Raw genomic sequence first — 22,357 nt, 5'->3', positions numbered from 1 at the left:
GCGCAAGACAACGCTCACGCGATCTAGCAATCAAGGTGGGCAAGTTCGTCTTCTCCGGTATGGCGAGGTTGCGTCGAGCACTGCGGCGCAAGCTGTTTCGCGCTCGCCGCAGCCCAACCTTTTCCTACGGCGAGCTCTTGCACGGCGACCGTGACGCAGCTGATTGTCTGAATGTCGTTGAGCCGCGGATCACAGCGGGTTCGATAGTTGCTAGCCAGATGGCTTTCGTCGAGTTGTTGCCAGCCGCCCAGGCACTCGGTCACCTCGTCGGGGGAAGTCTCGAGGTGAAGGCCCGCGGGCGCTGTGCCGGTGTCCCGGCAAGCGCAGAAGAACGCCCGGATTTCGGCAATGATGTCCTCAAGGTGTCGAGTCTTGCGTCGGTCGCCGGACAAGCGGGTATTGCCATGCATCGGGTCGCAGACCCAGCAGACCGGCGTTGTGCTCGCTGCGGCCGCATCCATTAATTTCGGCAGCAGCCGCTCAGTGTGCCCGACACCGAGGCGGGGAATCAGCATGAGCCGACCTGCAAGTTTGCGGGGGTTGAGTCGCTGGCAAAGATCGATGACATCGCCGGGGCTGGTGGTAGGCCCCAGTTTCACCGCGACCGGATTAGCGATCCGCCGGGCCAACTCGATATGAGCATGGTCGAGTTGACGGGTTCGCTCGCCGATCCATAACAGGTGCGCCGAGGAGTCCCACAGGCGATCGTGAGCGCCGCACCGGGTCAGAGCATGCTCATAGCCGAGCACCAGCGCTTCGTGTGAGATGCGCAATTCCGGTACGAGACTGTGCAACACATGCGAACCGGGCGGGGCAACGAACGCCAAATCCACCATATTTGCCACATCACCGAGCATGTCCGCGATGGCGCGCGTCGGACACATACTTACCGCGCGACGAATGAGCCTTGCCACCGCGGCGCTCGGCGGGACAGGGTGAGCGCGCAAGTGATTGAGGGTGACTGCGGAGTGAAAGTACGCCGCTAGCATGCGATGAGGATCGGGGACTCGTGCGGCCCGGTCGGGTTTGGCAGAGTTGACCATATCGCCGAAATAGGAGAGCAAGCCAGTCGACGCCTCGATCGGCTGTGAGCGTGGTTTTGCGTACTGACCGGCGATCCGTCCGATCGTTACGACCCTAAGACCACTGCCGTAGGCCAACACGCTCGCCGCAGCGGCCGCCAGCGCCTGACGGCCCACCAGCGCGGGGGTAGTACACGAATCGAACGTTTCGGCGCAGTCGCCCAAATGCAGAACGAACGATCGCCCCGCGCATGCGGCAGCCAGATCGTAGGTCAGTCGCTCGCACTCGGCCATGCTGACCAATGGGGGAAGTGCGCGCAGTCGATCACCACACTCATGCGCCGCGTCCACGTCCGGCCAGACCGGCTGATGCAGGGCCGGACACACCGGTAGGCCCGACGCGGGATGCACACCACACTCGACGGGCGGCACCGTCATCGGTTCGTCGTCCCAGGCGCGGGCCAAACTGTCTCGATGGCTGCCCTCGAAAAGATCCGCAGAGATCAACGACGGGTTAAAGCATTCGCGGATGTAGCACAACGGCTGATCATCGAGAAGGACAAGGTAAGCCTTGACCGCGCACTCGCGACCGTCCGGCCAACGGGCCAACCCGACGCGCAGGTTATGGCGCTGTTGGGAGATGCCCGGAGCGATCAGGCTGTACCCAATCGGCTTATCCAACCGATCGATTCCCGAGGCAGTGGCCGGCCCCGCGGCCGCGATAACCAAATTGACAGACACCAGATTCAACACCGGATCGACCAGGCAGGAGCGACGCACCACCACCCGCTCCTGACCAACCAACCGCAGCTGCCCAGCGATTCCAGCAGGAATCTGCTCGACCGCGACGTCGTCCTGACGCAGCACCCGCACTCGCAGCGCAGTACCAAGCGCGGCTTCCAAGACAGGAGTGGTCAGTCCGTTGCCGGCCAGCAACATTCTCGTCAGCGGGCTGGCGAACTCGCTCACCTGCGCCTGCGGCCGCACAACCTCAACTCGGGACATCGGTCAATGCACTTTGGTCAAACCAAGCAGGGGCTCGGTGACGATATGGACGTCACCCATCGCCGTGTCCGGCCCCAAAGGATCGCGCCACAAATTCCACACCACCGACATGTCTAAACCACCCATGTACCTCAGATTCGATTCGGCCAGATGGTCCTTGAGCTGGCTGGCTTCGGCAATCAACACGTCGGTACTGGTACGGACCTCGGTTTCGTGCCCCTCGCGCACATCCGTGAGCCCAGTCATGACTCGAGTGAACGACTGCTCCGCAGTGTCACTGTCTCGACCCGATGCGCGGCTCAGTTCGTGGGCATGAGAGAAGTATTCGTCAGCACCGACGTACTGGGTGTACATCCGCGAAACCAGCGACAGGAACCTGGCGTACGACCGCCGGTAGGTGTAGTCGAAAAAGCCCAGCGCCTCGTTCTCGCTCATCTGTCCCCGCAGAATTGTGGCGATTGCCGCCGATGCGGCCAACGCGCCGTATGTGGCCAGATGCACCCCAGTCGAAAGCAACGGATCCAGAAAACACGCAGCATCGCCCACCATGACATAACCCGGACCGCAAAATCGCTCCGAGACATACGAATAGTCCTGTTCGGCTCGTACCGCACTGACCCTGCGCGCCCCATCGAGTAAGCCACGCATCGCGTCATTGTCGTCGATGAAGGCCATGTAGCAGTCGGTGAGCGAGGCATGCTGGCGACGATGAGCGGTGAAAAGCCGTTGAGGAACAACGTAACCGACGCTGAAACGTTCGTGTCCCAACGGAATGTCCCAGAACCACCCCCCCTCCGGGGTGGAAACGACATTGATGGCGCCCTCCGGGCTATCGGGGTGCAAGTGAGCACCCTCCCAGTACGCCCACACCGCAGTATTGCGGAACACCTCATGGCGACGGCGGATGTGGAAATGCTGCTGCGACAACACACCAGCCCGACCGGAAGCGTCCACAAGAAAGTCGAAGGTCAAGGTGTGCTGGCGGCCATCGCGGGATTTCCATTCCACCGCCGCTGGACGGTCCCCGTCGAAGACCACGCGGGTGACCGTGGCTTCTTCATCAACCTTTGCACCCTGCTCCTCGGCATTGCGCAACAGGATGTCGTCGAACGCCGCCCGCTCGACCTCCCACGACCAAGCCTCGGCATCCACCAATTTGGACCAATCCAAATTCCACGAATCGTCCCGCCACAGGAAGTGGGCACCCCGCTTGACTTGGAACCCGTAGTCGCGGACCTTCTCATAAGCGCCCGACAACCGAAGCACAGGCAGACACGACGCAAGTAGGGACTCGCCGATGTGGTAGCGCGGGAACTTCTCCCGTTCCAACAACCTCACCTGTGAACCGGCCCGAGCTAACAATGCCGCTGCGGTCGACCCCGCCGGCCCCCCACCGATAACCAGGACTTCTGTGTGGCCATCCATCGATAAGCCCCCGGATGAGCTATAGTACATAACTGATACATCCTGTAACGTGATACGCAGTGTATCAATCCGAGTCTCCGCTGACTAGCCCGCGCGCTGACCCACCGAAACGTTTGGTTGGCCACGCGCTGCCCCACGCGCCCGACAGGCCTAACCCATCTCAGGGCCCACGCCACATTGATGCCCGCGCCGCTGCATCCCAATCGACTACAGGACACAGCCCCTGGCGCGGCAGAGCATGAACATCGGCCCATGAACCACAATGTCGCTGCAGTCCTCTCGCGGGTATTACTCGATGTTTGCATCGTTCTTATATCCGCCCGAATTCTCGGACACCTAGCGCTGAAGCTGCGCCAGCCGCCCGTGGTGGGTGAGATTGTCGCCGGAGTCGCGCTAGGTCCGAGCCTGCTAGGACTGCTGCCCGGCCACTTAGATAAGGTCTTATTCCCGGCCGATGTGCTATTACAGCTGAACATTCTCGCTCAACTTGGCCTGGTCCTGTTCATGTTCATCGTCGGGCTCGAGATGAATATGGCGGTCGTGCGCGGACGCGAGTCCGTCGTGGGAGCGATCTCGTTTGCCTCAACTATCGTTCCCTTTGGCCTCGGTGCTCTGCTCGCATTGCTCTTGTATCCGCGCCATCAAAGCGTGGCGGGACACGCGGTGTCGGAACTGGACATGGTGCTATTCCTGGGTATCGCCATGTCGATCACCGCGTTTCCGGTGCTGGCGCGCATATTGTCCGATCGCCAAATCCAAGGGACTCAAATTGGCGCGTTCGCGCTTGCCTCAGCGGCGATTGGGGATGTCATCGCCTGGACGCTGTTGGCGCTTGTCGTCGCTGTAATCAGGGGTAGCAGTCTGCTGGGGGTGCTGCGAATCGTCGCACTGACCGCCGTCTTCGCGGTCACCATGTACTCGGTTGGGCGGCGCCAGGCACTACGCTTGGACGACTGGTATCACCGAGCGGGAAAGCTCACCCCCGACATGCTGGCAGTGGTCCTGGTCGGTGCCGTGATTTCGGCGTGGATTACTGACAAGATCGGCATCCATCCGATCTTTGGCGCATTCATCTTCGGCAGGATCTTGCCGCACAGCGATAGGTTTGTGCGAGATATCCTCGGCCGGCTTCAACAGGTCAGCGTCATACTCCTACTGCCCCTATTCTTCGTTGTGACCGGACTCAGCGTAAATATTCGCGGGTTGTCGGCGTCGGACTGGGTGCAATTATCGGCGATCGTGGGTGTCGCTATCGGCGGCAAATTCCTCGGCGCCTACGGCGCTGCACGATTGTCGCGTCTACCGCGACGGCATAGCTTGATCATCGCAGTGTTGATCAATACCCGCGGGTTAACCGAGTTGGTGATATTAACGGTGGGCAAAGAATTAGGCATTCTCGATGATGAGATGTTCTCCATGATGGTACTCATGGCGCTCGTGACAACAGCCATGACAGGCCCGCTGATGGACATTCTTTACCCCAACCGGCCGAGTCGTTCGCGCCGTAGAGCCTTCAGCCCACGATGGCTCAGACGCAGACTGACCTTAGCGCGGCGGCTCTGGTCGAACACCGAACGCTGCCACCAATACCTCGACGCCGTCACCCCCGATGCCATCGAGAAGCTCCACGGCGGTCACAGGCATGCCCCACCAAAAGCGTTGTAATTGAGCACAACCGGTCTGCGCACTCGCCGCGACGGGATCATAACCTCACTGAGCCGGGCTGGTCGGCCCAGTGGCGACCAGTGGACAAATCAGCCTGCGCAGACGATTCGAACCGCCCGCCCACGTCTATGCGTGAGCGTGGGCGCGTCGAACTCAGAGCCTGCGCCGGCGCTCAGCGATGAAATGAATGACCGTGCTCGCAGTCGGAACCAGCACCGGAGACACCACGAGCAGAAGCACAAGTAGTACTGGACCCACGGCTGCTAACATCGCTTCCCCTCATTTCTTCCGCCGCGGCGGACTGTTGTGGTCGACTAATTGGTAAGCTGGCGGTGATTCACTGGGACAGCCAACGGATTCGGTCGCCGAAATTTCGCCAGCCAATTCGTGGGCCCTCGGCCCCGGCACGGGGCGTGTGACTTCGAATGTCTGTCGACCGAAAGACCAACCGGCTACAGCGAATCCAACTCATCACGGGCTCGAGGGCGTTCCGCACGTATCACCGCAGGCCTCATACTGTGCGCTCGAGTGTGGCCGCGGCCCCCCGAGCACGTCCCGCGCTCGGTTGAGCCCGTCGATCTCGGCCGTGAGCATTGGCACGATCTCAACCACATCGCGTGTATCGGTCCAATGTGTCCGGTATGTCCCGGTGGGGTCGAGCAGATAAGTGATCGCGGTATGTGGCACGACGTAGCCATCCGGTGCCGCCGCGTCGGCTTTTGGCCGCGCGAAGACGTTAAACGCGTTCTTGGCGTTCTCGATTTGTTCGGTCGTGCCGGTTAGCCCGGTGAACCGCGGGTATCTGCTTTCGACGAACTGTTTCATGACCGGCGGGGTGTCACGGTCAGGGTCGACAGTGATGTATAGGGGCCGAATGCACTGTGCCCGCTCGTGGCCGATCTCGGCCAAGACGCTACTTAGGCGCGAAAGTGCACGCGGGCACACCACTTCGCAATGGGTGAATCCGAAAAACACCATCATCCAGCTACCGCGATAGGTCTGCTCGGTGACCGGGTTTCCATCGTGGTCGACGAGGTTGAAAGTTCCTTCGATAGGCGACATTTAGACCTCCGGTGTGAGAACAAACGTGTGCGGCTCGTAGCCCGGGCAGCTCAGCGCGACCTCGCCGTCCTGTGCGCAGGCCAGGGCTGGGCCAGCCCTGTCGAGCGGCGTGACTGTCCAGTCAACAATTCGAGCGACATCAACGCCGTCCATCGCCACTCGCCAGTTGCCACGGCCCAGCACGCGGCCCACGGTGATGCGGCGCTGTCCCACGCCGCTGGCATGCGAACGCAGCGATGCGGTGAGCACGCCATCGTTTACGTAGGCCCGGCTGATATCGATGTCGTCATCGACCGCGGTGATAGCTGGCTCGCTGAAGCGCTCGCGGTTCCACGGCTGGTTATACAATTTCCAAAGCCCGTCGGCAACATTGAGTCTCGCGTATGCGAATAGCACGTTGCCGGCCATCGGATCCACTTCGATGTAACGGCCGACGTCGTCGTAGAGGGTGTCGTTACGGGGGTAGTACAAGCCGCCGTCGCGATATGTCGGGTTCAAATACGCGTCGGCGTATGCCAATACACCGTCGCGCGTGTTCGCATCACCCATCTCGGACGCCCAAGCTGCGACCCAGCCATGGTCGGCGACACCGAGGTCAACTGGCTTGCCCATCATTGTCTTGGGTGACGGGCGCACAAACAGAGTGCCGTCATCTTGCGGCTGAACCAGATCCGTGATCTGCCGAGTGTAGTTGGCATGCACGAACTCTCGATTCCACATGTTCATGAGGGTTCCGCACCAAGCATCAACCCATGCGCCAGTATTCGGAACGATCTCATAGGAGTCTTCGAAGATCATCATGTTGTAATGCCCGGTCTCGTCGAGGCGGCCAAACTCCGCCCAAGCCCGCTCATAGTTCTGCGTCACCTCCGCGGCGCGCGAACCCCCCGTGATGAGATCATGAAGCCGAAACCCGAAGATGGCCGGCTGGTTGCAGATCTGGAAGATGCAGTTCGGCTCGCACGCCACGCCGAGGTAGCCGTTGCGCACCATCTGCCAATAGATGTGGTCATTGAGCGAATTTCTGTCGTATTCGAAAGACTTCTCGCTGCCGCCCCACAATGGCGTCCAGAATTTGAAGGTGAGCGATCCGGCCTGCGAATACATGTCGCTACCGAACAGGTAGTCATGCAATAGGGCACCCGACTGGACGTAGGCGCTGAACATGATGTTGTCACGCAGGACCGGATCCCATTGCTCGACGTAGCCCTCCGAGAGGTGTTCGTTGAATATCGCCCCCCCACGGCTAGTGTCCTTCCAAAACAGCCACGTCTCAGGCGCGAGTAACTTGGTCATCAAGCTCTGAATCATTGGTTGGAACAGCCCCGGGGCAGCAGGCAATCGGTGGCGATGCACAAGTGCCGCACCGTAGATCATGTAGGCCAGCTGATATCGGTAGCTGGAAAAATCATCTTGACCGGGGGCCCGACCTCCCATCAGGGACCAATCATTCACCGGCTGGCGCGAAAGGTTGCGCCAATGCCGAAGGTGTGCGACTTGCACTGTGTCAAGACCGTTTTCGTCCACCAGTGCCGAACTGCTCATCGCCTCCTACTTTCTGAGTGCAACATGTGCTCCGATCGATGTCGTCGGTTGTTGGGAGTGGGTTTATCTGGGGGCACCGCCCCATTGGACATCGAGGCAGCATGGTTGCTCATCGTCTTGCAGACACCGAGCAAGAGTCGGCGCCGCGCACCTACCGGCGTGCGTCGGCCTCCTCCACGACGCGGAATTCGAAGTGCTGTGCCCCTATTCGGCCGTTTCGCTCCCGAAATCCAGCCGGCTGACGCGCTTTCCAGTGGGACAAGTCCTGCATATGTCGCAAACAATGAACCTGCCTACGCTTCACCGACAGGCCCGTGCGACCGTGTGGCCGTTGTCTGTTCGCAATCGTGGCGCATCTGTTCGTGCTGCCACTGACCGATTATGTAGGCGATCAGCCAGGCTGTCGTGGCGATGGCGCCGGCCAACCCCGCGTCGGCGACGAAACCGACGATCCACGCCACGATTGCATAGCCGCCAGCGACTGCTGCAAGGGTGAACAACAGTGATCTCATGCGCCGATACTCCCTTCGTAGTGCCCCGGCAACCCCACCGTGACGGTGTGGCCGCTAGGGATAGCGACGTGCCAGCGATCGAATGCGGCATGGCGCTCGCCACCGCCGGCACAGCGTCCGTCGGCGTGTTCTTCGGGCCAATCGCGACCCGCGACAACGCAATCGGGGCAAACCATTGAGCGGCCACGCCGAGCGCGGTTGCGACAGTCCAGGCCAACGGCGTCACAGATCGTGCAAAATGGCGCATCGGCCGTCTCGTCTGGCAACTGACGGCAGGTCGGCGTTCCACTCATGCCGCTGCCCCCGTTGCGTTGACGCACAACGCCTTCCCCAGCATCTCCAGTGGCGCGAGCGGCTCTGCCTCGCCGATGTCGGGGTGCGAATGCGCGCCACGCCCTGCGTCGGCCGCCCAGTCGATCCGAACGTCGGCGCCGACGCGATGTACGCTCGTCATTTCGCCCAGTTGGATGTCAAGCCGAACAAAGCCCAAAGTATGAAACGAAGTACTCATTGGGTTGCCACCCTGATCTGAGCCAACACGTCGTCGCCATGGTCGACGCTGCGATCGGCGCACGGGCAATGGATAGACTGCCGCTGGACGCCGGATTCGATGATCGGAAGGTTGCGGCGCAAGCCGCCGCCCTTGCCCCCCGCCCCAGTTCCTGGGACACCCCGTGCACCAGCGGTGAAGGCCAGGCGGAATGGCCGCGCGGCGCGCATTCCGCGGCGCACGGCCAACCCGACAACGCCTACCCAGTGACACAGCAGCCATTCTCAGTCGGCTGCGATATCGGCCACATCCGTAGGCGGTAGGTGACATACCGATCCAGCAGCCGTTCGTCCGGCCAAAACGGGCGTTCATTAACGCCCCGACCCGCTGGCGCCCTGCAGGTAGCGCTGGCCTTGGTTGTCCCCTGCACGATCGGATACCCCAACCCGACCTATCCTGTGGGCACCCTCAACGTTATCGATCTCGAGGTCAACTACGATCTGTTGGGACTCCCGGCAGCGGATCTCTCGGCGCTGCGCGACCTTGCGCACAGCATCCTCGATGACCTGCCCTTCGAATTTGCCAGCCGCGGCACAACGTGGCAGCACGGCGGGCTCAGACTCCGAGCGAGCGATACACGATGTATCATCGTGGCGTGAATCTGGCCGATTGCAGTCACAAACCTCACGTTGCCCATTTCGGCCCTGCGTCCTGGCAGTCCCGCCTATTGGCGTTGTTGGCAGCCATTTTCGTACGCCCGGTGCTGCTCGCCTTGACGATCATGGGCCTGATCGTCAACCGTTTGCGCCCTGACGCCCTGCAACGAGCCCGCCTCGACGTCATCGACAAGCCGCTATCAGTAGTGCCCGCGCTGGCTGGAACCGAGGTGACCTCCGTCGCCCTGCCGCATTGTCTCGCGGAGTGGGTGGTTGCTCCGCTTGCTCGTAACTCTGATCGAGTGGTCATATACTTCCACGGCTCGGCGCTGGTGACCCTAGGCCTCAATTCGCATCGACGATTCGTCAGCAAACTGTCGCGACTTAGCGGCGCACAGGTGTTCAACGTGGCCTACCGGCTTGCTCCGCAGGTCCCTATCGAGGGAGCGGTGTCCGACGGGATCGACGCCTACCGCCACGTCCTCTCGCTCGGGTTCTCATCGGATCGCATTGTGCTTGCTGGGGATTCGGCAGGCGGTTTGATCGCCACGCAGACCGCGCTAGCTGCACGCGACGCTGGGCTGCCCGTGCCGGCAGCACAGGTCCTGATGTCCCCGTTGACGTCATCAGACATGAGCTTGAAGTACCGCGCGCTCAAAGCACACCGTGACGCGTTATTTCCGTTCATTACAGTAAAGTTCATTTACGAAGTGTTCGCCACCGCGAACGGGACACGCCCGCTCCCGCTCATGCCACCCGAAGCCGATTTGCGCGGTCTTGGTCCGTTCTTATTTCAAGTGGGCACCCACGAGATGCTGCTCAACGACACCTTTGCGTTGGCGCAGCGCCTATGCCTACACGGTGTGCCAGTGTGGGTGCAGGTGTGGCACAAGGCGATGCATACCTTCCAGCTCACCTTCGACGTGAACCCCGACGCCCGGCGGGCAGTCGATGAGATCACCGCGTTCATCCGCTACGCGACGACATCCGTGGAGGACGAAGCCAGCGCGTAGCTTGATAGCCGCGACGGGGCAGCCAGCAACGCGTTTCCCGAATAGCAGCGTCGTGGACTGCTCTTTCGAGGGAACTAACTTGGTCGAGTCCGCCAAACCGACTCCACAACCATTTCGAATACCTTGTTTCCCTCCGCGTCCCGAAACGTGCCCAGCAGCGACACCACCGCGTTCTTATGAACGCGCAGACGCACGTCTTGCACGCCGACCTCGCCGTGCAACGTCACCCCAGCGCGTACCGGACTTGTAAGCCATGCCTTTTGAATGCCGCGCCCTGCCACAAGCGATGACCGTCTGTACACGGCATCGGTCGTCAACCGCTGCATAACCGCCACCACGTGAATCCCGCTGGCAACCAACTCGCCGAATCGCGACGCAGCCGCCGCTCGAGTATCGACGTGGATAGGCAGCGGATCCCACAGTCGACCAAAGGCCATGATCTCCTCGGTGGAGAACGTCCATGATCCCAGCGAGAAAATCTGTCCGACCTGCAGATCGTCTGCATAGATGACAGTAGATGACTCGACGGTTTTCAATGTGCCCCCTTTGTGATGGGTCGGGCGTAAGCCCGTTTCGGTTGGCGGCTTAGGCTGGCAGCGGCGGCGCCCGACGATGTGGGCTATCGCAGGCGACGACGATCGGGCTGTCCGATGGGGCGGGGCGCCCGCTGTCCGAATCCGTCCGTGATCGTCGAAGCTAACCCCATAAAAGCGTGGCGGGTTTTGCGGTTCATCAAGTCCAGCGAGACTTCGGCACCTTCGGCCAGGTGACGGTCGAAGGGGATGCAATGAACCGCACGTACATGGGAAAGAAAAATGCCCGCGAACTTATCGATATCGACGGGCATAGGCCCGGGCCGCGCGGAATTGACCACGATGACCGCGTCGGATACCAGGTGGGAGTAGCCGTGGTGTTTCAGCCAGTCCAAGGTCGCCAGACCGCTGCGCGCCGCGTCGGCCGCGGGCGCCGCCACGACGACCAGCGCATCGGCCTCATCCAGGATGCCCTCCATCGTCGAATGCACCAGCCCGGTACCACAATCGGTCAAGATGATGTTGTAGAAGCGCTGCAGCATGTACAGCGCCGTGCGGTACTCGGCTTCTGAAAACCCTTCTGATACAGCCGGATCGCGTTCAGAAGCCAGAATCTCGAGTCGGCTCGAACCCTGGGACGTATGCCGACGAATGTCTGAGTAGCGTGAGATGTTGTTGTCCGATAGCAGATCTCGGACAGTCGAGCGGGTTTCGTTGGGCCCCCGCTGCGAGAGGGTACCGAAATCGGGATTGGCATCGAACGCGATCACCCGATCTCCACGCAGCGCAGCGAACGTAACCCCCAGGCCCACGGTGACAGTGGTCTTGCCGACGCCGCCCTTCATCGACAACACCGCGATACTGTAATCGCCATAAACGGGCTGGTTGATCCGCTCGATTAGGGCCTTCTCAAAGATTTCTCGTTGCGATTCTCTCGGGTTGACCATTCCCCCACTCGCGCGGTAAATCAGCCTTCGCCAGCCCTGCTGCGGTGCTGGTCGGTGACGGATCAAGCCGAGTTCATCGTTGGTGGGCAGCGGCCCACCGGTCTGCCGTTCGGGCATCTACGGCACCCCCTGGCTCAAAAGTGTTGCGATGGATTGATATAGCGGAGTTGGGATGGTTGTCATGTGCTCAAACTCAGCGCTCCCGCGACACCGTCCAGGGCCGCTTTCATGTCGGCCAGGTCGATCTGCATTAGTTGCTGCTCGTCGAGTCCTTCCAAGTCAGTGCCGTAACTTTGGCTTAATCGGTATTCGCGTTCCTCCTCGGCCGCCTCGATCACGTTACGCACAAAGCGGCCGTTGCCAGCCAGATCGATACTTCTGCGAGCCTTGCCGCCCGGCCCGATGGATTCGGCCTCGTACAGAGCGGTGCACGTCGAAACGAGTTCGTCGTAGGCGGCCTGGGTCAGCTCCGAATCCCGTGTTCTGGCAATGAGTCGGCCAATGTCACCTAGTTCGGCGGGTGTATAGGAAGCGAACCGGATACGCCTGGTGAACCGGGAGGCCAGGCCCTCGTTGGAGGCCAGAAACCGGTCGATTTCCGCGTCATATCCCGCAATGATCACCACCAGCCGATCGCGGTCACTTTCCATCCGGGCCAGCAGTGTGTCTACCGCTTCCCGGCCGAACGCGTCGCCACCGGACAGGCCGGTCTGGATCAGTGTGTAGGCCTCATCGATGAACAGCACCCCATCCATTGCCTGATCGATCAGTGCTGTGGTTTTGATGGCTGTACTACCCAGATGCTGTCCGACAAAGTCCTGGCGTTTGGCCTCAACGACCGCTGGTGTCTTCAAAAGCCCCAACCCACAATAGATCTGAGCCACGACCCGCGCGATGGTGGTCTTGCCCGTCCCCGGTGGTCCGGTGAATGCCAAATGCAGGCTGCGCGCCGCAGTGCTAAGCCCCTTGCCGCTGCGCACCTTGGCCAACGTTGCCGTGGACCGAAGCTTGCTCACCTGCAACTTGACATCGGCCAGGCCAATTTGGCGATCCAACTCCTGCTGCGCTTTACGCAGGTACTCGTTGCCGCGATCGGTGAGGACCTCGTCTTCGGTCTCCGCGTCGCCGTGCGCGGTGGCCGGGTCCCACTTGTCGGTGCGCGAATCGATCATCTCTTTGGTGGTGACAATCAACCGGTACTTCGGGTCATGCAGGGCAGCGGCGTTGGCCTCGAACGCCGGCTCCTCGCTGTAGATCCGCTCGAAGATGGCCCGCGCCTCCGCTTCGTTGCCCATCTCACGCAACGTGAGCCCCTTGCAGAACTCCGCAGCATGACGTGCGGCGGGGATCGGACCCTCAATTGCCTGGTCGAGCCGGCGCAGGCCTTCAGTGAACAAGCCCATCTGCGCGCAAGCCGACCCCACCATGAGATTCGCCCCCGCCGTGATGTACTCGTCGGCGAACGACGCCGAATTCGCCAGTGCGGTCAACACATCGGGCCAACGCTGCGTGGTGAAGTGCAACACGCCCCGGATATATGCGCAGATTTCCGAGGAGTGCACATCACGACCCGGCATGGCCGCACGCCTCTTACCCAGTTCGTCCAGAACTCGTTCGGCCTCGTCGTAATCTTGCCCCTCAATCATGCTCGCCGCGTACGCGAGCCAAATCTCGGTCATGTCGGCAAGGGCGTAATCCAGGTAGAGACCCGTCTGGAACCGGCCAGCGAGAGCGCGCGCGGGCAACCCCAGCCGGCGCTGCTCGCGGAACAGCGAATCGCTCGTCCGGTAGAGATGGTAAATCACTTCGCTGGTGGTCTCCCCCGCAGCGGCGCGCCCCAGCCAGGCATCACACATGTTTGGGTCGCACTCGGTGGCATGCCGAAACGCCTGCGCCGCATACTGCACGTCGCGATTCGTCTCTATCCCGTCCAGCGGTATCCCAAGCGAAAGCACACCCGCATCGAAGAAGCGCTGTGCATCCCTAGTGCCAGTCATCGGCGTGTTCTCCATCTATGATTAGCAGCTCGGACTGAAGCCGAGTACAACGGATAACCTGCACACAACGGCAGTCGCCGACCGCCAACAGGACCATCGACGTACCCCTGCGCGCGGCCGTGGAAAGTAAAGTAGGACCCGACATCGGCTGAGGAGAACCACGTGAGCCAACGACCCACGCCTGCGACAGAACCGGTCACGCCGCAACCGGTTGTCTCCCGCAGAGCTGACATCTCGGTGATAACCACCGAGCGTGGCCTGCCGATGCAGCTGAAGATCGGCGCCACGGAGATGTCACGCGCGCCCGACGATCTCGCGCGCGAAATCCTGTCCCTGTGCCAGTTGTCCGCGTTGCGCCTCCAGGTCGCGCATCGGCGCGACCTGAAGGAGCGCGGTTTCAGCCCAGCGGTGATTCGTGGGCTGAACTTGGCCACCGAGGAAGAACTGGCCGAGGCCGAGACTGCAGCCCGAGGAGACGACGAGAGGCCACCCGACACGTGGATGTCATCGCGATGAGCGGTTTGGCCGACTCGGTAATCGCCCGCATGCTCAAGGAGCGCGACCTGCTGCAGGCGTTGGATGAGCACTGCCATTCCATTTCCGCCGTGGTGACGAGCCGCGACGGGTCGGTCAGCGTCGAAGCCGACGGTCTGGGCGCAATGACGGGACTGCGGTTGCGCCCGACAGCGCTCAAGCTGGGGCCGAAGGTGCTTGCGAAGTTGATCATCGACACCGCCGAGGCGGCGGCCCGCGTATGCGCCGATCGCCAGAATTTCCTGGTCGCGGAGTTCAACCGCCGAATGAGCGCGCTGGATGAGAAACCGTCGACCGGTGGGGACGGCACCACAACCACAAGTCGTTAGCGGCAATTCTGCTCGCAAGCCGGACCACCCCACACGTTGTACGGCGCGACATCCTGGCCCAGCAAGTGAAACTTGCCAGAGGACGCTCCCATGGATACATTCGCGTCTCACGATACAGGGAGTATCACCTCTTAGAGAAGAGGGGCTCGCGGGGACCTGCCATGGGTTGAGCGAGTTTCAGCCTGGCGCGTCCAGGAGTAATCCTTGCGCTCGCGCCGCCGCTACCTCGGGCGCGGTTTGGTGGCGCCAGTAGCGGAAGTAGGAAACGGCTCGCACAATCGGTAGGGGATGTCCGGCACCAGGGACCGCCCCAACCTCGCGAGAAAGTTCGGGCTATTCTGAAGCTTCACTTCTGCAGCCAGAGTTCGAAGCCAACCTCGGCAATCTGGATATCCTTCCTAGAAACGGGTTCCTCGCCTGCCGGTAACGCCTAGCAACCACGAAGCGGTTTCGACCGTCGCCGCACCGGACTCTTGCGACAAGAGCTTGGCCAGTTTGAGGTGGAACTGGCCAAGCGCGGTGTCAAGCCTATCTCCGAGGCATTGACCAATGGGGAGGAAAACGCAAGCGTCGCAATCGATTCCAACGAATCCACTTGACCGGACGAAAACGTTCACTGACCCAAGGCTGGGCGCCATTATCTCGACCTCGAGGTGTGGAATCGGCTGCCTGAGTTCTGCTTTTATGTGCTCGATCAGATCGCGGGCTACTCGGTCGTATGCCGTCGTCTCGATCCAGTCGACAGCGTCATCGGTGAGCTCAGATGTTCAGTCCTTCGACGCCCCAGCCCACCACGGGTCCAGGTTGCCTTCCACTGACGGCAACTATCTGACTCTTGACGACTGAATTCAGAGGTTCACCATTGTGCTCGATGAGCCACCTGCGTTACTCCTCCAGCAGTTGCGGCCGCCGGGATTCGATACCCACAGATCCATGCTCGTCACAGCGAGATCGCGATGTCAACGTGAGATGGCATTGGCCACTCACGATGTTCGGTGAGCGGTCGATCGTCGTCAGATGCGCCAGGGACTGGTCGACTGGATCCACGGTGACGACCCGGTCAGTTTGCATGCGAACCACGCCCTGTTGTACAAGCGCTAAATTCTGCGGCCTGTAGCACTAGCGAGAGAAGGCATCCACGGATACACTGCGTATCATCGTGATACAGTGCGTATCGTCGCAACCACGAAGAGTTTGTCCAGGGGAGGTGCCACAGTTGAGCGCAGTCTGCTTAGCGGTTCTTAGAGCCACGCAGGCAGTTTCGGACGGCAACACGGCCGCAGCTGCGGGTCCCGGTGCGGCGAGTTTTAAGGGCACGCTCACCTCGTTGCCGGCCGCCGCAGCAAACAACGGACGCCGCAGATGACAGTTTCTCCGGTGCCCATCCAGGCAGACGCGGCAGCCCACGTGGCGGCATCGAGTCCCGGGTTTGACGCGACAGCAACCATCACCGCGGGCGACACCAGGCTGGGCGACTACCTGGCTATGCCCACACAGCAAATTCTCGAGAAATTGGGATTGCACCACCCGCCCAGTGCGGCAACGAACGCATCGTCGTCCCCGGCAGCACTGGCAAACCCGGCCGCGGCGACAAACCCCGGCGGGGCCGGCCACCCGTTTGATCCCGCAGCACTGATCAGCCCCGTCGTCAATGCTCTCGGCACCCTCGGAAACGGCCAATTTTCCGGTATGAATCCCACGAGCGCGCTCGATGGGATCTCCCACGCCTTCAACGGCATCGCCGGCCCGGTGCAGCAAGCTTTGAGTGCCGTGCAACCGGGCTGGCAGGGTGTATCCGGCGCGGCGGCGATCGCCAAAACGGGTGCTGCACTGGCTAATGGCGCCGACGTGGCAACACAAGCGAGCGGTCTCAGTAGTACCTTGTCGACCGCGGTGGCCGACGTCGCGCAGGGGCAAGCGCAACTGATCGCGATCATTAACGAGTACTGGGCGACATTCATGGCGCTGCTGCCCAGCCTCATCAATCCTTTTACTATGCCGTGGGCATTGGCCAAGCTCTTCGCGGCCGCATCTCAGGCGGTCACGCAGGGGGGCCGGGTCATGACCGAGCTGCAAACGTCCCTGGCCGGCCATGCCGGCGCCGTCACGGCGATCGGTGCTCCCGTCGCGCTCACTTCCGCCCCCACGCTGGGTTCATCGATGGCCGGGGCGGCGAGCCCATTGTCCTCGATGCTCGGATCGACGAGCGGGATGAGCGCGCTTTCCCCACTGATGAGTCTCGCCAGCGCAGGCATCTCGCCTGCCATGAGCGCTGCCAGCATGGCCGGAAACTCCGCATCGGCAGGCGCCCAGTCCGCGGCCCTTGTCGACGACACCGAGAAGGACCACAAGTCGCCAGCCGGCGGCGCCGCGGTGCCGGGCAAGGCCGGCGGGGGTGCCGGCCCGGTCTCCCCCGGCGGGGGCGGCGGGCCCGCTGCTTCCGGCACACTCGTGTCGCGCTTCACAGCACCCACGGCGCCGACGGCTCCAGAGGCGACGACCACGGCGATGGCAGCCGGCTCGGCCCGCGCCCCAATGGGCGCCATGGCCGCCGGCGGGGGCGGGATGATGGGCGCACCCTTCGCCGGTGCCGGCCAGGGCGCCAACAACGGCGGCGCACATACGGCGGCGTCGTATCTGCACACAAGTGACCAAGGCGGAAAGCTCGTCGGGGGCAGTAGCACCGTACCCCCGCCGGTAATCGGTGAGATCGATCCCAACGACACACCCGATATCGAATTGCGAATCTGAGAAAAGGAGCAAGACATGGACCACGGCGAACTGTCAATCAGGCCCGGCGAGGTCAGCGATGCGAACGGCCAACTGGCCGTCCTTGCCGACCGCGTCAAACAAGTAATGGACGCCGAGGCGCTCAACCTCACGGTAGACGCGCCCGGCCGCGACGAGGTCTCCCAGCGAGTCGCCGCGACATTGAACCAGGTGCACGAGGCGTTCGGTAAGTCATCGGATCAGGGACAGCAGCAACTCCGGGAGCTCTCCACGACCCTGCAGGCCAACATCGGCAAGCTCGTCGCCGCCGACGAAGGGCAAGCGGTCTAGCCCCATCGGGCCAGACTGCGGCGATGGGACGAAAGGCTGGGCATGGGTTTCACTAATGTTGTGTGGGAGTCACGCAGCACTGCCCAGCTGGCGCGCGACCTCACCGAGGGCCCTGGTCCCGCTTCGGTGGGCGGGGCAGGCGCCGCCTGGGTGCGGGTTGCCAACGAGTTCGCCGCCGTGGCCGCCGACTACGACAAGTTGGTCGACAAGCTCCAAACCGGTTGGAAGAGCGCAACTTCCGATGCGGCAATGCGCAAACTCGAAGGATTCCGCAAGTGGCTGCAAGACATGAGCCTCGCCGCGGCGACCAACGGCCAGCGCGCCGAGGAAGCCGCGGTGGCCAATACCGAAGCGGTACTTGCCATGCCAAGCGTCTCCGAGGCGGTGGCCGCCAAGGACGCCCAAGACATGATGGCCTCCCTGGCCGCCTACAACGGCGCAATCCTCAACGGCAACTTCGCCGAATTCGATGAGGCAGCCCGAACCCATCACGCCAACGCGGCAACGGTGATGCGCCAATACGAAGAAGCGGTGAGCGCACTGGCCCAGCCATGGGATCAGCCCGTGGCCGATGCCGCGACCAAGGGTGCATCAGCGGCGGGCACAGACGCGGCCGCCGACGCCGGCCAGGGGGGAGCCGGCGCGGCATCTTTGCCCGCGACCCCGCCCCCGATGCCGCTCTCGGCCTGGACCGCTCCCGACGTCAAATCCGGCGCCGACGCAAAAGCCGTGCAACGCATCGCTTTTGCCCGGGGCCAGGCGGGCGGCGGCGTGGGCGGCGTGGGCGGCATGGGCGCCGGGGGCTACGCGCCGATGGGCGCATATGGCCGCGGCGACGACAGCCGCGAGTACGAGTCGACGCGGCCGGCCGGGACCCTAGAAGGTGGCGGTGAACAGGGCGCCGGGCTATCAGACGTGACACAGTCCTGGTTGCCCACCACCCACCACGATTCCCAGTTCAGCGTGTCCAGCGTCAGCTGGGGCCCAAACTCAGCCATCTTTGACGAGCTAGCCACTCCCCCCGAACCCGAGCCAGCCGCGTTCGCCGAGGAACCGGCGCGCACGCTCGAGCAAGTCTCCGATGGCTGGGTGTCGCCACCGGTGATTGGCGCCGACGCAGAGGCCCGCCGATGAGCGCCGCATTGACCTCGCAACGTGTGCTCTCCGACGACGAGTTGCAAGTCGTCGCGTCGCGAACCGGTGTCGGAGAATTCCCTACCGTGCTCGATGTGCGGCCACGCCACAGCCGCACCGATTCGCTGGGCGTCGCGATCGATCAAGCCACCCGGGCCCTAACAGCGCGTGGTTTGATCACCGATGGCGTGGTGGACCCCGATTTGGCTTCCCAGGTCCGCGCGTTGCATCGCCCCGATCGTGAACTGGCGATGCGCGTGGTCGCACCCGTGGGCCTCACACGAGTCTCGGTGGTGCGGCAAAACTCCAAGGGGCTGCTCGCCCGCCGAGACGGCAACAAGTTCTCGATGCGTGTGCATGGCGCCGAGTTAAGTGACGCGATACAAGCCCTTTTGGGTGAGCTGCCCCCGATGCCGCCGGCGCCCATCGAACCCGTCGGTGCCCCGTTAGACGCGATGACCGAATGCCTCGACGATGGTGGCGAAGGTCCGCAGCTGGCGGGCCGAATCCATGCCCTGGGCACCGAGCGACGTGCGGCGATGCTGCTGGGCTCGGCGTTATCGTCGCGCCTGGCGTTCGCCGAAGTCGTGTACAACGCGCTGGCCCGTGACGAGGACCGCATTTCGCGGTGTCCTGCTGCGGTCGCGGTGTTCTACACCAAACGGGGGCGCATCGTCGCGGGCCCGACCGCCTCTCCCAGCGGGGAGCTGTGGACCACCCTCAAGGCGGGATCCGACCACACGATTGCTCAGGCCATCGGCCAGCTCATCGAGCTATCGACCGAACGATGGGAGGAGGCATAGATCCCTCGAGTACGGCTAACTGACTACGAGACCGACAAGGTTTCGACCATTTCCCGGTGTTAACCAAAACAAAGGAGAACAGACCAAAATGAGTGGTGTTACCAGTCTGACTTTCGCGCAAGCGCAGGTGAAAATCCAGCAAGTCGATGACGCGATGAATAACGCTCACACGCTTGCAAGGGACATGCAGGACATTACTACCCAAATGACGTCGGGCGCGTGGCTGGGCAACCAGGCCACCCAGTTCGGACAGAAAATGGGGCAATACACCGACGAATTCAACGCCATCGTCAATCGACTGACTCATGTCGCCGAAACCGGCAAGCAAAACATGCTTACCCTCGTCAACCACGACGCTTAGTAGAAAGGAAAACAAAAGTGACTGACACCATCCGCCACCAGTACGGCGCAATCTACGACGGACTCGATCAGATAAAGCGGGCCCTCAACGATGCGGAGCAATTGCGCGGGGACGTCGCCAAGGTGTTCGCCAGCCTGGACGACGTCTACACCGGTGACGCTGCGGCCGCGCTGCATGCTGCCCACCAGCAGATCTCGCAGCAGCTGGACCAGCTCATCCTGGACATGGTGAGCGTCCAGGGCCAAGGCGTCCAGCAGCAGATCGACACCGCAGCGCTCGACGCCCGCCTGGCCGGCGGCTTCTGAGCATCGCCCGGGTCCGGGCTCGCCGTTTTGGCGAGCCCGGACCCACGGCATCAGCGGGCTACATCGAAAGGAAATGCCATGACTACGCCGTCGAACACCGACCTGTCGGCCGGAAATTTGACTACCCAAATGCAGCAGCTCACCCAGTTCGGCGCGGGCAAAGACCTGCAGATATCGGAGGGCGCGCGCAAAACCTACACCGACGCAATAAGGACGTACCGCCAACACCTAAGCGACCTACGCGACAAAGCGGCCGGGCTCGTCCACTACCAGGCCGTTGGGGGCTTCGTCTCGGCACAGAACACGATGGCTCACCAGAAAGACAACACCGCGACCTGGGTCGCGCACATGGACGACTGCATTTCCCACCTGCACGAGGCCGAGAACGCGGTCAATGCTGCCTGCAAGCGACAGATCGCCCAAGACCAGAGCCATTGAGCCAGCCAGAAGAGGATTAGTTGTGTGCGGTGATGCAAATATCAGCGAATACCCCACGCCGACGCCGCGAAACGACGTCTCTCCGAATTTCCAGCCGAATCCTTCCGCTGACTGGTTTCCCTCCGATGACCCGATGACCGTTACGGATCCTGCCCCGGCGAATACACCGGAACTCGATCTTCTGACAAAGTCCACCGATGGCAAAAAGCCCAAAGATCTAGCATTTGAGCCCTTGAGTCAGGTTACGTTTGCGGTAGCCTATAACAACCTTGCCTGGGCAGCCGACGACCCGGCGGGCGATATACCCGGGGGCTGGAATGAGGTAGCACAAGGGATCGCCTCGGCCAAAGACGATTTCCAGACGCAATGGGCCTCGGCGGATTCAGGTGCAGATGCGTGGATAGGCAAAACCCACGACGCCGTATGGAAAAACATTTCCGCATCATTTGACATACTCGACAAGATGTCGTCGACCGCAGCCAATCTCGGCACGCTGGCCGGCAGTTTCTCCAGGATTATCGGTACCACCAAAAATGAGATTGTCTCAAACGCGGCCGGCTATGAGTCGTCAAAAAACTCCGAACGATGGAGCGACTATAAGCGCCAATATGACAGTTTTGCACAAAAGGTGATGACGACAGTTTATCAACCCAAGATCAGCGATATTGCCAAGAACAATCCCGACTTCAATTTCGGGTCCCAACCCACGGTTAACAGCACCACGGACTTCGGCGGCAACCGGACGGGCTTTGACGGCACCCCAACGAACTTTGGCGCCACCCCGACGGGCTTTGGCGCTGGAGGTGGCGCGGCGGGGTCGTTTGGGACATCCAAGCTTGCTGACCTGGCCAACTTTTCGACCCCACAAGAAAGTCTGGCCTCTTCACAGCTGCCGACGGATCTTTCCGGTGCAACGGCTACGCCGACTTCGGCCCAGTCGGGCCTGGATGGCCTCAATGCTCTTGCCGGCCCGGCGCAGAACCTCGCCTCCCCGCTACAGTCACTCGGTCAGCTCGCGAACATGGCACAGCGGGGCAACCCCGGCGGCGCACTCGGCGCCTTGCCCAAATTGCCGGCAGAGGGCGCGCTCAAGGGTCTCAAGCCTGGAGGTGGCGCAGGGGGCGGCGGCGCTGGACTGCGCGGTGTGCCACCCAGCAAATCCGCGGGAGCACCGTCAACCGCGGCGGTCAACAAGTCCGCCCCTGTCATGGCGGCCGGCTCGCGCGCGGGACTCAGCGGGGCAGCGGGCGCCGGCGCCATGGGTGCGCCCGGCGCCGGCGCGCCCGGGGCGGGTCACCAAGGCGGCCCCGGCGGCGCACACCAGCCCAGCAAAGCCTTGCGGCGCAAAAAGAATGGCGAGCTACTCATCGGTGAGGCCGAGGCAGTGGTACCCGTCCTCGGCGAGCCGGCCCGCACAGAACCTGCCAAGCAAGAGGCAACCTAGCCAGTGGCCTTCGTCGAGTCCGTCGGTCTGTTACTACCCGCGTCCCGGCCGACCAGACCGGACGAGGTAGCGTCCGC

The 22,357-nt window shown here is 62.2% G+C and carries 21 protein-coding genes and 1 pseudogene; 13 read left to right on the top strand and 9 right to left on the bottom strand.

What is annotated here, in order from left to right:
- Positions 1–23: 23 nt before the first annotated feature.
- Together ACQI5H_RS20255 and ACQI5H_RS20250 are read right to left on the bottom strand one after the other, a co-directional pair.
- Positions 24–1,961, bottom strand: a complete 1,938-nt coding sequence (locus ACQI5H_RS20255) for a 3-deoxy-7-phosphoheptulonate synthase (protein WP_427081100.1) — start codon at positions 1,959–1,961, stop codon at positions 24–26.
- 69 nt (positions 1,962–2,030) lie between these two features.
- The gene (locus ACQI5H_RS20250; RefSeq protein ID WP_427081099.1) at positions 2,031–3,452 is read right to left on the bottom strand and encodes an NAD(P)/FAD-dependent oxidoreductase; all 1,422 of its coding nucleotides are present in this window, start codon (positions 3,450–3,452) and stop codon (positions 2,031–2,033) included.
- Between the two features lie 252 nt (positions 3,453–3,704).
- On the opposite strand from ACQI5H_RS20250, the gene ACQI5H_RS20245 reads away from it, so the two are divergent.
- Positions 3,705–5,117 carry a cation:proton antiporter gene (locus ACQI5H_RS20245; RefSeq protein ID WP_427081098.1) on the top strand — a complete coding sequence of 471 codons (1,413 nt, stop codon included), beginning with the start codon at positions 3,705–3,707 and terminating at the stop codon, positions 5,115–5,117.
- A gap of 471 nt (positions 5,118–5,588) precedes the next feature.
- On the opposite strand, the gene ACQI5H_RS20240 is transcribed toward ACQI5H_RS20245, so the two are convergent.
- The 4 genes from ACQI5H_RS20240 to ACQI5H_RS20225 form a co-directional block, all read right to left on the bottom strand.
- On the bottom strand, positions 5,589–6,179 hold the full coding sequence (locus ACQI5H_RS20240) for an SCO family protein (protein ID WP_427081097.1): 591 nt from the start codon (positions 6,177–6,179) through the stop codon (positions 5,589–5,591).
- Positions 6,180–7,724, bottom strand: a complete 1,545-nt coding sequence (locus ACQI5H_RS20235) for a hypothetical protein (RefSeq protein WP_427081096.1) — start codon at positions 7,722–7,724, stop codon at positions 6,180–6,182.
- Positions 7,725–8,017: 293 nt separating this feature from the next.
- Entirely contained in the window at positions 8,018–8,236 is a 219-nt protein-coding gene (locus tag ACQI5H_RS20230; protein WP_427081095.1) for a hypothetical protein, read from the bottom strand.
- Positions 8,237–8,525: 289 nt separating this feature from the next.
- Positions 8,526–8,690, bottom strand: a complete 165-nt coding sequence (locus ACQI5H_RS20225; protein WP_427081094.1) for a hypothetical protein — start codon at positions 8,688–8,690, stop codon at positions 8,526–8,528.
- Between the two features lie 494 nt (positions 8,691–9,184).
- Between ACQI5H_RS20225 and ACQI5H_RS20220 the strand changes: the two genes are divergently transcribed.
- Positions 9,185–9,385 (top strand): hypothetical protein, encoded by a 201-nt coding sequence (locus ACQI5H_RS20220; RefSeq protein ID WP_427081093.1) that lies wholly within the window; start codon positions 9,185–9,187, stop codon positions 9,383–9,385.
- A complete protein-coding gene (locus tag ACQI5H_RS20215; protein WP_427081092.1) occupies positions 9,382–10,395 on the top strand; it encodes an alpha/beta hydrolase in 1,014 nt (337 codons plus the stop codon). Before ACQI5H_RS20220 ends, ACQI5H_RS20215 begins: the two co-directional genes overlap by 4 nt.
- 74 nt (positions 10,396–10,469) lie before the next feature.
- Here the strand turns inward: ACQI5H_RS20215 and ACQI5H_RS20210 are convergent, their stop codons facing one another.
- The 3 genes and pseudogenes from ACQI5H_RS20210 to eccA form a co-directional block, all read right to left on the bottom strand.
- The gene (locus tag ACQI5H_RS20210) at positions 10,470–10,931 is read right to left on the bottom strand and encodes a MaoC/PaaZ C-terminal domain-containing protein (protein ID WP_427081091.1); all 462 of its coding nucleotides are present in this window, start codon (positions 10,929–10,931) and stop codon (positions 10,470–10,472) included.
- 83 nt (positions 10,932–11,014) lie between these two features.
- Positions 11,015–11,989, bottom strand: a pseudogene (locus ACQI5H_RS20205) (MinD/ParA family ATP-binding protein); the annotation flags it as partial.
- A gap of 65 nt (positions 11,990–12,054) precedes the next feature.
- Positions 12,055–13,872 (bottom strand): type VII secretion AAA-ATPase EccA, encoded by a 1,818-nt coding sequence (gene eccA / locus ACQI5H_RS20200; RefSeq protein ID WP_427081119.1) that lies wholly within the window; start codon positions 13,870–13,872, stop codon positions 12,055–12,057.
- 162 nt (positions 13,873–14,034) lie between these two features.
- Here eccA and ACQI5H_RS20195 point away from each other — a divergent pair, with 162 nt between their 5' ends.
- The 10 genes from ACQI5H_RS20195 (at position 14,035) to ACQI5H_RS20150 (ending at position 22,280) form a co-directional block, all read left to right on the top strand.
- Positions 14,035–14,388, top strand: coding sequence for a hypothetical protein (locus ACQI5H_RS20195; RefSeq protein WP_427081090.1), 354 nt, complete (start codon positions 14,035–14,037; stop codon positions 14,386–14,388).
- A complete protein-coding gene (locus ACQI5H_RS20190) occupies positions 14,385–14,735 on the top strand; it encodes a YbaB/EbfC family nucleoid-associated protein (protein WP_427081089.1) in 351 nt (116 codons plus the stop codon). Before ACQI5H_RS20195 ends, ACQI5H_RS20190 begins: the two co-directional genes overlap by 4 nt.
- 1,362 nt (positions 14,736–16,097) lie before the next feature.
- The gene (locus tag ACQI5H_RS20185) at positions 16,098–17,486 is read left to right on the top strand and encodes a hypothetical protein (protein ID WP_427081088.1); all 1,389 of its coding nucleotides are present in this window, start codon (positions 16,098–16,100) and stop codon (positions 17,484–17,486) included.
- 15 nt (positions 17,487–17,501) lie between these two features.
- On the top strand, positions 17,502–17,795 hold the full coding sequence (locus tag ACQI5H_RS20180) for a PE family protein (RefSeq protein WP_427081087.1): 294 nt from the start codon (positions 17,502–17,504) through the stop codon (positions 17,793–17,795).
- A gap of 42 nt (positions 17,796–17,837) precedes the next feature.
- Positions 17,838–18,929 (top strand): PPE domain-containing protein, encoded by a 1,092-nt coding sequence (locus tag ACQI5H_RS20175; protein WP_427081086.1) that lies wholly within the window; start codon positions 17,838–17,840, stop codon positions 18,927–18,929.
- The gene (locus ACQI5H_RS20170) at positions 18,926–19,732 is read left to right on the top strand and encodes an ESX secretion-associated protein EspG (RefSeq protein WP_427081085.1); all 807 of its coding nucleotides are present in this window, start codon (positions 18,926–18,928) and stop codon (positions 19,730–19,732) included. The genes ACQI5H_RS20175 and ACQI5H_RS20170 overlap by 4 nt, the downstream gene beginning before the upstream one ends.
- Before the next feature lie 88 nt (positions 19,733–19,820).
- Complete coding sequence (locus tag ACQI5H_RS20165) at positions 19,821–20,093, top strand: hypothetical protein (RefSeq protein ID WP_427081084.1); 273 nt, start codon at positions 19,821–19,823, stop codon at positions 20,091–20,093.
- Positions 20,094–20,110: 17 nt separating this feature from the next.
- Complete coding sequence (locus tag ACQI5H_RS20160; protein WP_427081083.1) at positions 20,111–20,398, top strand: hypothetical protein; 288 nt, start codon at positions 20,111–20,113, stop codon at positions 20,396–20,398.
- Positions 20,399–20,476: 78 nt separating this feature from the next.
- Positions 20,477–20,836, top strand: a complete 360-nt coding sequence (locus tag ACQI5H_RS20155) for a hypothetical protein (RefSeq protein ID WP_427081082.1) — start codon at positions 20,477–20,479, stop codon at positions 20,834–20,836.
- A 22-nt stretch (positions 20,837–20,858) separates the two neighbouring features.
- Positions 20,859–22,280: a hypothetical protein gene (locus ACQI5H_RS20150; RefSeq protein ID WP_427081081.1), complete on the top strand. Its 1,422-nt coding sequence runs from the start codon at positions 20,859–20,861 to the stop codon at positions 22,278–22,280.
- Positions 22,281–22,357: the final 77 nt, after the last annotated feature.

This window comes from Mycobacterium heidelbergense, assembly GCF_050205645.1.
In the GTDB taxonomy this organism is placed as follows: Bacteria; Actinomycetota; Actinomycetes; order Mycobacteriales; family Mycobacteriaceae; genus Mycobacterium; species Mycobacterium heidelbergense_A.
The sequence above is the reverse complement of the archived record's forward strand: the minus strand, read 5'-3'. Positions and strand labels throughout refer to the sequence as shown.